Genomic DNA, 14954 nt, shown 5'->3' on the forward strand with positions numbered 1-14954 from the left:
GCGGTCTCTTAATGAATGTTGCCCATCTGTTCCGAACTGGATGAATCGCGAATCGACACAAGCTCATTGACAGAGATCTTGAGCACGATCAGACGATAAATGTTCGCCAGCGCGAGGAGGATGATTGAGACACCTGTGATCAGGCCAATCGCGTAAACCAGATACACGGGGTACTGTGTAGCCACCCACCGATCGCCAAGGTTCTGCATCACCAGTTGCCAACTGCCCATGGTCAGAACCGTCATGACCCAGATGATCCCGGCCTGAACCAGGAGAAAGATGGTTTTCTGGGCGTTCCCTGGCAAGCGCGACAAGACACTGTCCAGGCCAAGGTGCTGGTTGTCACGCATGGCGCCGATCGTGCCGAGGTAAACCAGGTAGATAAAACACAGGCGGGCCACTTCTTCGGACCAGGTGAACCCGGTGGAAAAGAAGTAGCGCAGCACCACATTGAGGAAAACCAGGGCAATCATGACCGCCAGAAAGAAGGCAATCATCACTTCTATACCCCGGAAAAGTGCGTTGAATTTACTCATACTAAGCTTCAGGAAGCGCACGGAAGAGGCCCTGTGGTCCTGCCACCGGGACTCCTCCAAGGCATCAATGGATGTTCTTACTTGACCGCGCGGATCTTGTCCGTGAGTGCTTTAGCCCAAGCCTGTTCTGCATACAGCTTGTCGGTCAGCGGTTTGATCGTGTCAATGATCTTTTGCCGATCAGCTGGGGATGTGGGCGTCACCGTCATCCCTTTGCTTTTGAGGAACTGGCGGTCTTTGTCAACGCTGGCGATGTAGTCGTCCCAGGCTTTGGCCGCTGTGGCCTTGGCGGCTTCGCGGATCACCTTCTGTTGATCTGCTGTCAGCTTGTCGAAGAACGGGGCATTCACAAGAATCTCCAGGGTGGCGATGATGTGGTTGGTCTCATACAGGTACTTTTGCACCTCGTTGAGGGCCTGGCTGACCACCGTCACCATGCCGTTGTCCTGCCCATCAACCACGCCGGTTTCCAGGGCGCTGAACAACTCGCCAAGGGGAATTACCTGTGCACTGGCTCCAAGGTTTTGTGCAATGCCGATGTGAATGGGGTTGCCAGGCATGCGGAACTTCTGCCCTTTGAAGTCGCTCACGGACGTCAGCTTCTTGTTGCTGGTGAAGGTGCGAGCGCTGTTGGGGCCCCAGCCCATCATGTAAACGGATGGGAATTTTTTATGGAAGTCGGCGTTGATCTCATCGGCGATCGGGCTTGTCCAGACCTTCTTGGCATGCGCCAGATCCCGGTACAGGAAAGGCCAGTCGGAAATCATCATCGTGGGGAACTCTTGGTTCATCGGGGTGCCGACGATGGCCACCTCGATCGTGCCATTGCGCACGCCGCTCCAGAGGTCACCCTCATTGCCAAGGGTACCCGAGTGGTACACATCGACCTTGATCGTGCCGTTGGTGCCTTTCTCAACTTGGGTTTTGAAAACCGAGTCCAAGGCTGCAGCCATCGGGTGAGTGTTGTTCCAGTTGTCTCCCACCTTGATGGTGATCGGCTGAGCTGAGAACGCGCTACTTGCTGCAACAAGTGTCAGACATGCTGCAAGGGTCTTACCGAGTTTCAATTTTGACTCCTAAATAAGGGTTTAACGCAACGGTTTTCGTGTGGCCGTTGAACACATCAAGGACATTGGCTTTGCCCATTTCTGAGTGCCTGAGAGTTCTACTGCCATGGCAGTGATAAGGCGAAATGAGTATATGACGCTAATTTTTGGCTTTTTATCAGGGTAAACCCCAGATTTCGGAAAAAAATATGTCTACTACCATGGTATAAAATTTTGCAATCTTTTCAATCCAACTGACCTTACGCACCATGAACACCCGAGCCAATGTTCGAGCCTCCCGGAGCAGCGCGTTGGCCGTTGACGGTGCGATCGTCTCGGCGCTCAGTGGCTTTCAGCTGGACTTGAGGCGGTCCTACACCGGCCAGGTGCACGACGCACTGCAAGCTGCCATCGTGCGCGGCAAGCTGTTGCCCAAGATGGCGCTCTCTGAAGCCACGATTTCGTCTTTGATGGGGGTCAGTCGCACCCCTGTGCGAGAGGCGCTGGCGCAGTTGGCAGATGAGCAACTGGTACTGATTTACCGGCAGGTGGGTACGTTTGTGGCGCCCGTGCGCTTGTCCATGCTCGAAGAGGGGCGCTTTGTGCGCAGCACCCTGGAGTGCGCCAACCATGTGCAGTTGGTGCAGGCCATCACCAGCGATCAGTTGAACGAGTTTGGCCAGATCATCCAGCGGCAACGTGCGGCTGTGGCAAGTGGTGAACTGGCGCAGTTTTCAGAGCTTGATGAGCTGATGCACAAACGCTTGTTTGAATTTGCTGGTCGCGAACATGTCTGGGCCATGCTGGAGCCTTTCAAGCGCCAGTTTGACCGGGTGCGCTGGTTGTTGCTGGGTGTGTCTGGCCATGCAGAGAGGGCGTTGCGCGAGCATGAGCTGATCCTGGCGCAAATGGCTGCACATGATGTGGCGGGTCTGGGTGCGACCGTGGCCTCACATATCAACCACATCATGCAACATCTTTCGGCCTTGCGTGAGCAAGCGCCAGCCTCCTACTTTGTTGACTGAGTCGATGTGAGGGGCCTTTGTGTGAAGACTGAGCGTATGCTGACCTTCGTCACTTGCCCGGGGTGTCAGCTTGTCACCATCAAGAGCATCGCAGGCAAAGGGGTTCAGGTTGGGGTGAAACCATGACCCTGACACCCATACGGCTCGACGCCCATCACCCAACCATGCCGATCTACCTCGCCTGTACCGACCTGCTGTCGGGCAAGACCACGCTGGCTGTCCACGATGTGTGGCATGGGGCAGAGGGTGCGTAGGTCAAGATTCAATCGTTTTAACCAAAGGAACTTTGATATGCAAACACGTGCTTGTGTTCTCCACGCCCAGGAGGACGTCCGAATTGAAACCTGTGAAGTCGGCGAAATGGGGCCGCAGCAGGTGCTGGTACGCATCGGTGCCGGTGGCGTCTGCGGCTCCGACATTCACTACTACTGGGACGGTGGCATCGGTACCATCCGCGTCACCGAGCCCATCATCATGGGGCATGAAGTGGCCGGGGTGGTCGAGGCGGTGGGAGCCAATGTCACGCGGGTGCGGCCCGGTGACCGCATTGCCGTCTGCCCCAGTCGGCCCTGCGGCAAATGCAAGTTCTGCCTGGATGGCGAACAGCAGCATTGCCTGGAGATGCAGTTTTTTGGCAGTGCCATGCGCAAGCCCCACACCCATGGTGGGTTCCGTGATCGGCTGATTGCCGAGGAATACCAATGTGAGCCCATGGGTGACAAGGTGTCTCTGGGTGAAGCCGCTTGCACGGAACCGCTGGCCGTGGGTGTTCATGCGGTGAACCAAGCCGGTAGCCTGATGGGCAAGCGGGTCTTGGTCACCGGTGCTGGGCCGATTGGGGCCCTGTTGATTGGTGCGGTCCGGGTGGCGGGCGCCGGTGAGATTGTGGCCATGGACATCTCGGAGACACCGCTCAAGACCGCGCTGGCCATGGGGGCGCAGGTGGCCATCAATGCGGCTCTGGAACCAGACCGGCTGCTGGCCGACTACTCGGCCAACAAAGGCTATTTCGATGTGGTGTTTGAATGCACGGGCGTGAGCGCGGTCCTCAAGCAGACGTTCCCGGTGATCCGGCCAAGGGGCACGATTGTCCAGGTGGGGGTGACGGGCAGTGCGGACATCCCGATCAATGCCTTGGTTGGCAAAGAAATCCGATTGGTGGGCTCACACCGTTTCCACCACGAGTACGCAGAGGCAGCCAGCCTGATCCGTGAACAGCGCATCGATGTCAAACCGGTCATCACCAAGACGCTGCCGATGGAGCAAATCGCCCAAGCGTTTGAAATTGCCCGTGATCGCTCGTCACAAATGAAGGTGCAGCTGAGTTTTGCCGACTGACCCATGCGACGTAGCCAGTTTGCAGGGTGTTGGACAAACGCCCATGCAGACGGGCCAGACTGGCCTGCGGTGTTGTCTCGGCCCGAGGGGCCCTGCCGCAGGGCAGGGTTCCACCAGTTCGCAAGCCTTTTAGCCATCTGGCCCTTATTTTATAAGGACCAGTAGCTATATTTTCTGTAGATATCCGCGTTTGGCATGCCATCCCAAGTGGCTGCCATGGCCAGACAGCCAGGAATCAGGCCAGGCCCAAACGCGGCGTCGCCAGCCGGCTCGCGTGTAGCCAGGCGCGGCGCAACACCGCCGGGGACTTGGTTTCTTCGGGAATCAGCAGGTAGTTGTGGGCGCGCATGGCTGTCCCTAGCCGAACGCGGCTGGTGACCACTGCCATCGGGATGGCCAGCAGCAGCGGCAAGCCCACGGGCAGCAACCAGACCAGGGCACGTGGGTCGATCATGGCCACACCCACAGCAAGCGCCACCACCATCAGGCTCATCGGCGCGAGTTGCGCCAGCGCATGGCGCCATGGCACAGCGGCTGCCTCGCGTGGGGGCGATTTCCATTCGAGCTTGAGGCCGGTGACGGCCACCGCCACAAATAACGAATGTGCCAGCATGCGCACCGGGGCTTGCAGCAGGGCAATCACGGTTTCCAGCAAGGCGCTGCGCAACAGGCTGCCGGTGCCGCCAAAGGCGTGTTGCTGGCCCTTGAGCAGGACGGCGGTGATGCCCAGCACCCGTGGCAAAAACAGCATACACAGCGTCCAAGCCCACAGCGCCATCAGTTCACCGGGCAGCTGCAGCCAGTCGGCCACCATGGGGGAGCCCGACAACCACAGCGCGGTGCCCAGCGTCATGAAGCTCAGCCACAAAGGTGCTGACAGATACGCCATGGCGCCGGTGGCAAACATCGAGCGGTGCACCGGGTGGATACCCGGCTCTGCGATCAGGCGCGAGTTTTGCAAATTGCCCTGGCACCAGCGGCGGTCGCGTTGCAATTCAGCCAGCAGATCCGGTGGTTGTTGTTCGTAGCTGCCCACCAGGTCACCCACCAGCCAAACGTGGTAACCGGCGCGGCGCATCAGCGCGGCCTCGACAAAGTCGTGCGACATGATGCTGCCCGACATGCCGCCGGTGCCAGAAATACGCGCCAGCGCGCAGTGTTCCATGAAGGGTGCAATGCGGATGATCGCGTTGTGGCCCCAGTAATGTGACTCGCCCATTTGCCAGTACTGCATGCCCAGTGTGAACAGGCGACCCGTCACGCGTGAGGCAAATTGCTGCGCCCGGGCGTGCAGGGTGACGTGGCCGATGGCCTGGGTGGCGGTCTGGATGATGCCCGCCGTGGGGTGGGCTTCCATCAGCTTCACCATGGAGACCAGGCAGTCGCCACTCATCACACTGTCGGCGTCCAGCACCACCATGTAGCGGTAGTCTTTGCCCCAGCGGCGGCAGAAGTCGGCCACGTTGCCGGCCTTGCGGTCGCTGCGGCGTTTGCGCAGGCGGTAATAGACCTCGACGTGGGGTCGGTCGGGCTGGTTGGCTAACTGGCTGCGCAGTTCTTCCCAGGCGGCACGTTCGGCTTTCTGGATGGCTGGGTCGTTGCTGTCGGACAGCACAAACACGTCAAAAGTTTTGACATGCGCTGTCAAAGCGACCGATTCACAGGTGGCGCGCAAGCCAGCAAACACGGTGGACACATCCTCATTGCAAATCGGCATGATGATGGCGGTGCGGGCGGTCGCGTCCAGTCTGTGGTGCTGCACTTGTTTGGCCGACAGGCTGTGGCGGTCACCGCGCAGCATCACGTAAAAACCCATCATCGCGGTCATGAAACCGGTCACCACCCAGGCCGACAACAGGCCAAACAGCGTGGCCTGCCCGTATTGCCAGAAGGCGTTGTCGTAGTCGGGTTGCATGTCGGTGAACAGGGTGGTGGCCAGCACCGTGCTGATCACGGTCAGCAGCACAAACACCGTGCGTCGGAGTTGGGCAGCGTGTTGCCAGGGCTGCAGCGCTGTCGCCTTCGACGTGGCTGGCTCAGTTTGGGCTGCCGCACCGCCAGTCAACTTCAGCACGGATTGCAGCGCCACACTGGCCAGGCTGTTCCAGAAACCACGCCACGGGCGCGGCACCATCGAGCCGCGATGGATCGGTGGCGCGGTGACGGCGTTGGGGTGCCGCACTTCGCGCAGGGTGCTGCGTGGGCTGGCTGCGCTCACGGTGTGATCAGGTTGGTCCATGTTTCGCTCAGTGTTTGGTTGTTGTGTTGCAGAAAGGCGCGCAGTTCAACCGGCTGGGCCGGGTTGAGCCGCTGCACACGCAGGGTCATGCGCCAGGCGCCGGTGACCGGGTTTTTGTAGGCCAGGGTTTCAATCACCCGGCCATTGGCATTGGTGCTGGCCATGGCTTGCACGGGCGCGCCCTCGGGCAAGGCATCCAGGGCCGGGCCAGCAAAATCGAGCACAAACTGGTGTTGGTCCTGCACCTCGGCGCCGGGCCGCAGGTAACCCGTACCACGGCGTGACTGCGTCACCCAGCCATTGGGCGGCAGCTGCTGGTTCTGGCCCTGCCAGTGGATCGTGTAGGCAAAATCTATCGACTGGCCCGGCTGGGGCATGTTGGCGGGCACCCAGTAGGCGGCCACGTTGTCGTGGGTTTCGTCGGGAATGCCAAATTGCAGCAGCTCCACCCGGCCCGGGCCCCAGTCGCCCAGTGGCGTGACCCAGGCGCTGGGCCGCATCTCATAACGCGCTTCGGTGTCCTCATAACTTTGGAAGGCACGGTCGCGCTGCATCAGGCCAAAACCTTTCAGGCTCTTCATGCTGAACGAGGTGGTGATCGCCGCGCCCGGGTTCTGCAGCGGCCGCCACAGCCATTCACCCTCACCGGTGGCGATCATCAGGCCGTCGGAGTCGTGCACTTCGGGGCGGAAATCTTCTTTGCGGGGCTGGTTTTCACCGAAGAAAAACATGCTGGTCAGGGGTGCCAGGCCCAGGGTGGCCACGGGTTTGTCGGTGGCACGCATGAAGACACGGGCATGCACTTCGGTGCGGGTCTGTTCACCCGGTGTGATGTCAAAACGGTAGGTGCCCGTCATGCGCGGGGAATCCATCAGCGCGTAGAGGGTGAGTTGTTTGACGCCGTTGGTCGGCTTTTCGAGCCAGAACTCTGTAAAGCGCGGAAACTCTTCTGGCGCAGCGCCCGAGGTGTCCACTGCCAGCCCGCGTGCGGACAGGCCGTAACGTTGCCCGGCACCCAGCGCCCGGAAGTAGCTGGCGCCAGAGAAAACGACCAGCTCGTCCTTGTGCTCGGCCGTGTTCAAGTTGCTGAAGGTGCGCAGGCCACCAAAGCCCAGATCGCCCCAGGTCTGCGGCGACAACTTGTTTTGCCCGTAGTTGAAATCTGCCGGGTTGTACGGAATCGGCTTGACACCCTGCGCGGTGATTTCGTTGAGGCGAACGATGTCGCTGAGTCGGCCAACATGGAAAAAATTGGCCTCATACGGCAGCTTGTCGGCACGCCACAAGTTCTGGTCTGGGTTGAAGCGGATGTCGCGGTAACCGTCATAGTCCAGATTGGCCAGCTCGGTGGGCATGGCCTGGTTGGCCGGTTTGAACGGCGCTTGAGCCTGCGCACGGGCCAGTGCCGCCACATCGTCCAGACCCCAGGCTTGGGCTTGATCAGCGGCCAGAGTCAGCAGACCGGCAACCAGAAGGGCCACAAACTGGGTCGAAACGGCAGATGCACGACGCTGAAAAGAAGGGTGAAAAAAGGATGGCATGCCACCCCTAGTGCAAACCCTATGCCAGTCTATAAAAGTCGAATGAAATCAACAGCTTAGATGATTTTTGAAATGGTTTGCCGCGAAAGCGGCGGGAAACCTCGATAAACCCCACCGTTTTTGTCGCCAAACAGCGACAAGATCCAGGCGGAAAAGAAAAAATCTTTTGAAATCAACGGTTTGGCTTGTCGCCTGATAGCGACGCCTGTCTTTGCTGAGCGACAGACACTAGGCGCCGTGGTCGGCCTTGAACAGGCCTGGCGTCAAGCCGTGTTTTTGCATCAGGCGGTAAAACTCGGTGCGGTTGCGGTCGGCCAGCTGGGCGGCATCGGCCACATTGCCGTCGGTCAGCTTGAGCAGGCCCACCAGGTAGTCGCGCTCAAAACGTTGTTTGGCTTCGGCAAAGCTGAGCACCTCCACACTGGGTGAACGCAGGGCGCGCTGCACCAGGGTCAGCGGCACCAGCGGTGTGGTCGAGAGGGCGCAGACCTGCTCCACCACGTTGTAGAGCTGGCGCACATTGCCCGGCCAGGCGGCCGTGGTCAGAGCAATCAAGGCCTCGGGCGCAAAACCGCTCAGGCGTTTGTTGTATTTGCTGGCCAGCTTGACCAGGAAATGGTTCGCCAGCAGCGCGATGTCTTCGCGCCGCTCTGACAGCGGTGGCAAGGTCAGGGTCACCACATTGAGCCGGTAATACAGGTCGGCGCGGAACTGGCCCTCGGCCATCGCCTGGTCCAGGTCGCGGTGGGTGGCCGAGATGATGCGCACATCCACCGGCGTGGACTGGCTGGCGCCCAGCGGGCGCACCGTGCGCTCTTGCAGCACCCGCAACAGCTTGACCTGCAACGCCGAAGGCATGTCGCCGATCTCGTCAAGCAGCAGGGTGCCACCGTCGGCCGTCTGAAACAGACCGATGTGGTTGGACACCGCGCCGGTGAAAGCGCCCCGGACATGGCCAAACAGTTCCGACTCGAGCAGGGCCTCTGGAATGGCGCCGCAGTTCACCGCAATAAAGGGTTTTTTGGCCCGTGTACCAGCCTGGTGGATGGCCCGGGCCAGCAGCTCCTTGCCGGTGCCACTTTCACCCCGCAGCAAGACGCTGGCGTCCGACTGTGCCACCATGTGTGCCTCGGCCAGCACCTCGGCCATGCGGCTGGATCGGCTGATGATCTGGTCTTGCCAGGCGGGCGGGCTGCCGGGTCGGCTGGACTGGGACAGCGCGCTCAGCGACAGCGCCTGCGCAATCTTGTCGAGCAGCGCCTTGCCGTCAAACGGCTTGGTCAGGTACGAGAACACACCCCGCTCGGTGGCCTGCACCGCGTCGGGAATGGTGCCGTGCGCGGTCAGCAGAATCACCGGCAGCGAGGGGTGTTGGGTGCGGATGTCGTCAAACAACGCCAGGCCGTCGCGGCCCGGCAGCCGCACATCACTGAGCACCAGCTGGGGCCGCTCGATAGACAACTGGGTCAAAGCGTCCTCGGCAGAGCGCACTGCACTGACCCGGTACCCGGCGGCAGTGAGCCGGATGGTGAGCAGGCGCAGCATGTCGGCGTCGTCATCCACCACCAGCAGATGCGGCCCGGGTGCGGGCGGTGTGTTAAGCGGCGGGCTCATGGGGCGGGCGTGTGGTTGCCACGGCTGTTGGAGGCCGGGGCTTGGGGTGGGCGGCTGGTCAGGCTGCGCTCGATCGCCTTGAGGGCTTCCAGCCGGTCGGTGGTTTGGTCGAGCCTGCGCTGCAGCTCACGCGTCTGCTGGTTTTGTTTGTCCAACAAGTCTTCCAGGCGGCGTTGCTCCCCCAGGCGATAGGCCAACATACCCACCAGCGGGTGCAGCGCCTGCGCGCTGGTGTTGGCCAGCACCCGGCCGAGCAAGTCCTGGGCACGCTGGAACTCTGGTAACTGGCGAAACTGGCTCAGCACCAGGGCCAGCTGCACCTGGTCGGTGGGGCTGGCGGCATCACCAAGCCGGGTCACTTCCTGGCTCCATTCTGCGGGCTGCATGCGCCGCACCCGCTCGGCATACACCAGCAGGCTCAGGACGGGCTCAGACGCCTGCGGTGCTGTGTGTGCCACCGGCGGTGTCGGTTTGCAAAGCACCGAGCTGGCGGGCAGCGCTGGCGTGGCGGCTGGGTGCACCGTCGCACTGCCGCCCTGGCCGACGGAACTGGCGCAACCTGCCGTCAACATGACCAGCACGACAGAGGTCAACAATCCGGCACGGCGCAGGCGATGAGGGGGCCGCGCACAACAATCAGGGTTTAAAAACATGGGGTAACTCGATTCTGAAATGGGCACCCACGGGGGCGGGCAGCAGCTCGATGCGCCCGCCGTGGGCGGCAATGTACTCATACACGATGGACAGGCCAATACCACTGCCGCGCACCACGTCGGTCGGTTGGCGTTCACCACGGTAAAACGGCTCAAAAATCCGCTCACGGTCCGCCTGCGCCACCCCTACACCCTGGTCGTGGATGTCGATACGCACCAGACGCGGCAGCGTGCTCAGCTCCAGGCGGATCACCCCTTTGAGCGGAGAGTAACGAATGGCATTGGACAACAGGTTGGCCAGTACCGTGCCGATCTTGTCGGGGTCCAGTTGCACCAGCGTGGGCTGGCCGACGACCGTGACGGTGAGTTCGCGGGCGCGGCATTGCAGGCGCTGGGCGTCCGCCTGGGCTTCCATCAGCTGCAGCAGGTCGATGGTCTGACGGTGCAACTGGCGCGCCTCAAACGCTGCGGTGTTGAAGCGCAACAGGTCTTCAATCTGGCCCTGCAACACATTGGTGTTGTGGCGCAGGATCTGGGCAATTTCGCGCTGTTCGCGGTTGAGTTCACCGGCCACACTGTCTTCCAGCAGCGAGACACCTTCGCGCAGCGAGGCCAGCGGGGTTTTGAGTTCATGCGAGATATGGCGCAAAAAGCGTGATTTGTCGGCATCGAGCTCCACCAGGCGCAGGCGCAGCCAGTTCAGCCGCTGGCCCACCATGGCCAGGTCAGCCGGCCCCCGGATGGTGATGGTCTCATCGAGCCGGTTTTCACCCAGGTCCACAATGGCGTTTTCCAGCCGTTTGAGCGGCACCGTGAACCAGACACCAAACGCCAGCGCCATGGCCACCGCCAGCACGATGGCCCAGGTGACCTGCTGCGCCAGGTGGCTGCGGCTGTCTTCGAGCTTGGCCTCCAGCGCCTGGTTACGCTGCTGGATGATTTTTTGCACCTGCACCGCCACCGCCGCATTCACGCTGGCCAGTTCGCGAAAGTTTTGCGCCAACTCGCGCTCCCGATCCAGCGCGGTCTCTGGCGGGCCGGTCAACAGATCGTTGACTTCCTGCAAATGGGCGCGCCATTGCTGCGCGCGTTCGTGCGACAGGCCTGCGGCGCTCAGACTGTCCAACAGCGTGGTGGCCTCGCGCGCCTGTTCGGCCACACGGGTGCGCAGCACGCGGTCATCCAGCACCACCGACTGGCGCGAGGTGCGCTCCATCGACACACTCAGCTCACTGAGCGACTGGGCCAGTTGACCCAGCTCCAGCGAACGCGCCGCGCCGTCGCGGCTTTGCAGCGTGAGCTCTTCCAGCGTGAACAGGGCGCGCAACGAGGCGGCCCCCAGCAAAGCGGCAATCAGCAAAAACGCGATCACCAGGAGTTGCCGGAACGAGAATTTCTGAAGCATGGGGTTGATGGGCTGAAGGCGGATGTAAAACTATTGTTTGTATAGCGGTTGGCCCTTGATAAATAAGGGCTGGAGGCAGATTTCTTATATAGGCAACGGGGCGGATTGGGCCATCACTGCAGCGCCGTCAGCGCCTGGGGCGTGACGCCTGCAACACCTCTGCCTTGGGTTTGGCAAGGTATTGCGGCCATCGGTGGCTTGGCTGACCTGGGTCAGACGCATGGACAAGGAACAGGGCCTCCAACCGCATGGGTCGAAGTATGGCATGCCTTGACATGGCCCCAGCGGACGCTCGTATAGCTACTGCCTGAAAACGGCCTGCCACGATGTGCTGCTCGGTAGATGTCCTGTGTTTGTCGTTGGCAGGAGATGGGACGGACGGTCGACAAACGGCTGTTGGAGGGCATTCATTTTCCCGTGCCAGTCGGAATTGAAAAGACCTGAAAAGTCCAAACGAACTACACAAACCAGTTATTGGCCTCGTTCTCCTGAAACAAAACTTCACTAGTATCTCGATTGGGGAGTGGCGTTAGTCAATGATTTTGCCGCGAGGAAGTGTATGAAAAAGACATGGATCAAGACCATCGCTTTGCTATGTGCTTGCTTTCTCTCAACATCATCTTTTGCGCTGCCGAGTTTCGCGCGCGTGGTGTCAGGTGAGGCGACTCTTTTTTGGGGAGCAAACTCGTTGACGGTTGAGACCAAAGGAAATACCACGATTGAGTGGCACTCCTTTGACTTGAGCGAAGTCGATCACGTTTACTTCAATCAATCCAACGCCAGTAACTGGGTTTGGAACACTGTGTTTGATACTGGCCCTATCCAAATATCAGGAACTATCACCTCGAATGGAGGCTGGGGTTTGACTGGAACAGAGTTTGTGATAAACGGCTCGCTTGCTGCTCCAAACCTTACTGCAGGGAGCCCAGTCTCGCTAACGGGGGGTACCTTGGTTTCCGGAGCGGCAATTGGTAACGGAGACACCGCTTCTTCATTGTTGGGCGGTGAGATTGTTTTCATCGTAGCTGGTAGTGGCGGAGACATCCGGCTTCCGCAACCAAGTGGGGTGATCATCCCCAGTATTCCTGAACCCAGGTCCTACGCCATATTGCTGGCCGGTTTGGGGCTGTTGGGTGCAGCCACGCGTTGTCGCCGGCAAGCTCACTAGGTCTGGTCAGGCGAAGTGTCGGCTCGTTTGTTTGTGTGAGTAAGTGACTCATAACTGCAACCACGCCGTTCACCCCTGTGATGTCCCGCTCGGTAGATGTCCAGCGTTTGTATTTGGTAGAGAGTGGTATTGGCCAATCGTGGCTGTTGGCGTGGTTCCGATACTCGCCAATATCCGTTTCCAGAACATCCTGTGCTGCCGTGACCCGCTAGAGTTTTGGGTTCACGCCGGGCAGTTGCTGGGGTTCAGCCAAATCACGATCCAACAAACAATCGATAAAAGCGCTCAAAAGCGGTGAGGGGTGGCGCCGGTTTGAGTAGTACAAAAACAGCCCAGGCCGTGTGATGGACCAATCGGCAAGCACCGGCACCAGCTGTCCTTGGGCCAGATGTTCATCCACTCTCGTGCGCTCGAAGGCATAGGCAATGCCCATCCCCTGCAGTGCCGCGGCAACACCGATGTCCGAGTTGTTGGTGACCAGTGGCCCTTCTGCGGCGATGTCGAGCCGCGCTCCTTTTTTTTCGAACTCCCAGCGAGAAGCTTGGCCATCCATCTGAAGACGCCAGTTGATGCAGGCGTGGCTGTGCAGGTCGGCGGGGGACTGCGGCGTGCCACGGCACGCCAGGTAGTCCGGTGACGCCACGGCGATCATCTTCACGTCGGGGGTCAGGCGCACGGCAATCATGTCCTTCTCAAGCCGCCTGCCCACGCGGATGCCCGCGTCGAAGCGGCCAGCGACGATATCGCTGAGCCCATCGTCCACCACGATGTCCAGCAGCACCTCAGGGTGTGCCTGGTGAAAGCGACCCAGGCGCGGCGCAATGACCTGGCGGGCGGCCATGCCCAGCGTGTTGATGCGCAGTGTGCCACTCATGCTGCCCGCCGCAGCACTGGCCTCGGCCACCGCATCGGCCATGTCCTGAAACAGCGGTGCGATGCGTTGATAGAGCTGCTGCCCGGTCGCCGTAGGCGCCACGCTGCGTGTGGTGCGGTTCAACAACCGCGCGCCGAGCCGCGCTTCAAGCTGGCGGATCGTCTGGCTCAGTGCGGAGGGCGACAGGCCCAGGTGTTCCGCTGCGCGGGCAAAGCTCGCGCGCTCGACCACGGCGGCAAAAGCCCTCAGTTCAGCAAAGTCCGATCCACGCATTCTGTATAAATTTCTACATAAGTCATTCAAATTCTAAGCTATTCACTAATTTGTACGGCAGGCGCATCCTCACTACTTCACCAACCCAGGAGTTCGTCACCATGAGCACTTTGCACCTTCCTGACCCGATATCCGCCTACTTTGCTGCAGACAAACAAACCCCTGAAGCGCTTGCCCGATGCTTCACAACCCACGCTGTGGTGAAGGACGAGGGCCACACCTACAGCGGCCTCGACGCCATCCAGGCGTGGAAGGCGGCGGCATCTGCCAAGTACACCTACACCAGTGAACCCACCGCGCTGGAGCTGCGTGAGGGCTGCCACACCGTCACGAGCCGGGTAGCGGGCAACTTCCCTGGCAGCCCGGTTGATCTGCGTTACCACTTTCGCTTGGAGCGTGGCCTGATCGCCTCGCTGGAGATCAGCGTATGAGCTTCGACCTTCAATTGCAGGGCAAGCGTGCGCTGGTTACCGGTGGTACCAAAGGTGTGGGCGCCGCGGTGGTGCAGGCTTTGTTTGATGCCGGTGTGCAGGTGATGGCGACGGCGCGCTCTGCGCCTGTGCACCCGGTCGAAGGCGTGTTGTATGTGGCGGCTGACGTGTCGACCGCCGAGGGGGCAACCGAGGTCGCGCTGGCCGTGCTCGGCCAATGGGGCGGGGTGGACATCCTGGTCAACGTGGTGGGTGGCTCTAGCGCGCCGGGCGGTGGCTTTGCCGCCTTGGACGACGCGCAATGGTTCAAAGAGTTGAACCAGAACCTGATGCCTGCCGTGCGTCTGGACCGGGCGTTGCTGCCGGCCATGCTGGCCCAGGGTTCGGGTGTGATCGTGCACGTCAGCTCCATCCAGCGGCTGCTGCCGCTGCCGGAGTCCACCACCGCCTATGCGGCGGCCAAAGCGGCCTTGTCCACCTACAGCAAGGCCTTGTCGAAAGAGGTGACACCGAAGGGCGTTCGTGTGCTGAGCGTCGCGCCCGGCTGGATCGAGACCGACGCCGCCATTGCACTGGTCGAGCGCGTGGCGGCCCAGGCGGGTACGGATGCCGAGGGTGGCAAGCGGATCATCATGCAGTCGCTGGGGGGGATTCCACTTGGCCGCCCAGCCAAGCCGCAGGAAGTGGCAGACCTGATCAGCTTTTTGGTGTCACCCCGCGCGGGTTCTATCTCTGGCGCGGAGTATCTGATCGACGGAGGCACGGTGCCGACGGTCTAGCGGTACCCGCTGCCCGCCTGGTGTTAACCCAT

At 60.8% G+C, this 14954-nt stretch carries 14 protein-coding genes; 6 read left to right on the top strand and 8 right to left on the bottom strand.

Annotated elements, in window-relative coordinates:
- Window positions 1-8: 8 nt before the first annotated feature.
- Together KKO72_RS04065 and KKO72_RS04070 are read right to left on the bottom strand one after the other, a co-directional pair.
- Window positions 9-536, bottom strand: a complete 528-nt coding sequence (locus KKO72_RS04065) for a TRAP transporter small permease (RefSeq protein WP_214935705.1) — start codon at window positions 534-536, stop codon at window positions 9-11.
- Between the two features lie 77 nt (window positions 537-613).
- On the bottom strand, window positions 614-1519 hold the full coding sequence (locus KKO72_RS04070; protein ID WP_371736818.1) for a TRAP transporter substrate-binding protein: 906 nt from the start codon (window positions 1517-1519) through the stop codon (window positions 614-616).
- A 332-nt stretch (window positions 1520-1851) separates the two neighbouring features.
- On the opposite strand from KKO72_RS04070, the gene KKO72_RS04075 reads away from it, so the two are divergent.
- The 3 genes from KKO72_RS04075 (at window position 1852) to KKO72_RS04080 (ending at window position 3945) form a co-directional block, all read left to right on the top strand.
- Window positions 1852-2607, top strand: a complete 756-nt coding sequence (locus KKO72_RS04075; RefSeq protein WP_214935709.1) for a GntR family transcriptional regulator — start codon at window positions 1852-1854, stop codon at window positions 2605-2607.
- Window positions 2608-2729: 122 nt separating this feature from the next.
- Complete coding sequence (locus KKO72_RS21165; protein WP_256445063.1) at window positions 2730-2861, top strand: hypothetical protein; 132 nt, start codon at window positions 2730-2732, stop codon at window positions 2859-2861.
- 37 nt (window positions 2862-2898) lie between these two features.
- Complete coding sequence (locus KKO72_RS04080) at window positions 2899-3945, top strand: L-idonate 5-dehydrogenase (RefSeq protein WP_214935711.1); 1047 nt, start codon at window positions 2899-2901, stop codon at window positions 3943-3945.
- A 235-nt stretch (window positions 3946-4180) separates the two neighbouring features.
- Here KKO72_RS04080 and mdoH read toward each other — a convergent pair whose 3' ends face one another.
- The 5 genes from mdoH to KKO72_RS04105 form a co-directional block, all read right to left on the bottom strand.
- Entirely contained in the window at window positions 4181-6184 is a 2004-nt protein-coding gene (gene mdoH, locus KKO72_RS04085; protein WP_214935713.1) for a glucans biosynthesis glucosyltransferase MdoH, read from the bottom strand.
- Window positions 6160-7725, bottom strand: a complete 1566-nt coding sequence (locus tag KKO72_RS04090; protein WP_214935715.1) for a glucan biosynthesis protein G — start codon at window positions 7723-7725, stop codon at window positions 6160-6162. Before KKO72_RS04090 ends, mdoH begins: the two co-directional genes overlap by 25 nt.
- Window positions 7726-7953: 228 nt before the next feature.
- Window positions 7954-9339, bottom strand: a complete 1386-nt coding sequence (locus tag KKO72_RS04095) for a sigma 54-interacting transcriptional regulator (RefSeq protein ID WP_078364101.1) — start codon at window positions 9337-9339, stop codon at window positions 7954-7956.
- Window positions 9336-9935 carry a hypothetical protein gene (locus tag KKO72_RS04100; protein ID WP_251140436.1) on the bottom strand — a complete coding sequence of 200 codons (600 nt, stop codon included), beginning with the start codon at window positions 9933-9935 and terminating at the stop codon, window positions 9336-9338. Before KKO72_RS04100 ends, KKO72_RS04095 begins: the two co-directional genes overlap by 4 nt.
- Before the next feature lie 40 nt (window positions 9936-9975).
- Entirely contained in the window at window positions 9976-11397 is a 1422-nt protein-coding gene (locus tag KKO72_RS04105) for a sensor histidine kinase KdpD (protein WP_214935719.1), read from the bottom strand.
- Between the two features lie 559 nt (window positions 11398-11956).
- Between KKO72_RS04105 and KKO72_RS04110 the strand changes: the two genes are divergently transcribed.
- A complete protein-coding gene (locus KKO72_RS04110) occupies window positions 11957-12565 on the top strand; it encodes a PEP-CTERM sorting domain-containing protein (protein ID WP_214935888.1) in 609 nt (202 codons plus the stop codon).
- 208 nt (window positions 12566-12773) lie between these two features.
- Here KKO72_RS04110 and KKO72_RS04115 read toward each other — a convergent pair whose 3' ends face one another.
- The gene (locus tag KKO72_RS04115; protein WP_214935721.1) at window positions 12774-13712 is read right to left on the bottom strand and encodes a LysR family transcriptional regulator; all 939 of its coding nucleotides are present in this window, start codon (window positions 13710-13712) and stop codon (window positions 12774-12776) included.
- Window positions 13713-13813: 101 nt separating this feature from the next.
- Between KKO72_RS04115 and KKO72_RS04120 the strand changes: the two genes are divergently transcribed.
- Together KKO72_RS04120 and KKO72_RS04125 are read left to right on the top strand one after the other, a co-directional pair.
- Window positions 13814-14143 carry a nuclear transport factor 2 family protein gene (locus KKO72_RS04120; protein ID WP_214935723.1) on the top strand — a complete coding sequence of 110 codons (330 nt, stop codon included), beginning with the start codon at window positions 13814-13816 and terminating at the stop codon, window positions 14141-14143.
- The gene (locus KKO72_RS04125; RefSeq protein WP_214935725.1) at window positions 14140-14922 is read left to right on the top strand and encodes an SDR family oxidoreductase; all 783 of its coding nucleotides are present in this window, start codon (window positions 14140-14142) and stop codon (window positions 14920-14922) included. Before KKO72_RS04120 ends, KKO72_RS04125 begins: the two co-directional genes overlap by 4 nt.
- Window positions 14923-14954 lie beyond the last annotated feature (32 nt).

Origin of the sequence: Rhodoferax sp. U11-2br, assembly GCF_018619435.1 — a bacterium.
GTDB lineage: Bacteria > Pseudomonadota > Gammaproteobacteria > Burkholderiales > Burkholderiaceae_C > Rhodoferax.

Bases quoted from the DNA above. Each gene is read 5' to 3' on its own strand.
- KKO72_RS04075 (WP_214935709.1), top strand. From the start codon at position 1,852: ATGAACACCCGAGCCAATGTTCGAGCCTCCCGGAGCAGCGCGTTGGCC.
- KKO72_RS04120 (WP_214935723.1), top strand. From the start codon at position 13,814: ATGAGCACTTTGCACCTTCCTGACCCGATATCCGCCTACTTTGCTGCA.
- KKO72_RS04090 (WP_214935715.1), bottom strand. From the start codon at position 7,725: ATGCCATCCTTTTTTCACCCTTCTTTTCAGCGTCGTGCATCTGCCGTT.
- KKO72_RS04110 (WP_214935888.1), top strand. From the start codon at position 11,957: ATGAAAAAGACATGGATCAAGACCATCGCTTTGCTATGTGCTTGCTTT.
- KKO72_RS04080 (WP_214935711.1), top strand. From the start codon at position 2,899: ATGCAAACACGTGCTTGTGTTCTCCACGCCCAGGAGGACGTCCGAATT.
- KKO72_RS04125 (WP_214935725.1), top strand. From the start codon at position 14,140: ATGAGCTTCGACCTTCAATTGCAGGGCAAGCGTGCGCTGGTTACCGGT.
- KKO72_RS04065 (WP_214935705.1), bottom strand. From the start codon at position 536: ATGAGTAAATTCAACGCACTTTTCCGGGGTATAGAAGTGATGATTGCC.
- KKO72_RS04105 (WP_214935719.1), bottom strand. From the start codon at position 11,397: ATGCTTCAGAAATTCTCGTTCCGGCAACTCCTGGTGATCGCGTTTTTG.
- KKO72_RS04115 (WP_214935721.1), bottom strand. From the start codon at position 13,712: ATGCGTGGATCGGACTTTGCTGAACTGAGGGCTTTTGCCGCCGTGGTC.
- KKO72_RS04095 (WP_078364101.1), bottom strand. From the start codon at position 9,339: ATGAGCCCGCCGCTTAACACACCGCCCGCACCCGGGCCGCATCTGCTG.
- mdoH (WP_214935713.1), bottom strand. From the start codon at position 6,184: ATGGACCAACCTGATCACACCGTGAGCGCAGCCAGCCCACGCAGCACC.
- KKO72_RS21165 (WP_256445063.1), top strand. From the start codon at position 2,730: ATGACCCTGACACCCATACGGCTCGACGCCCATCACCCAACCATGCCG.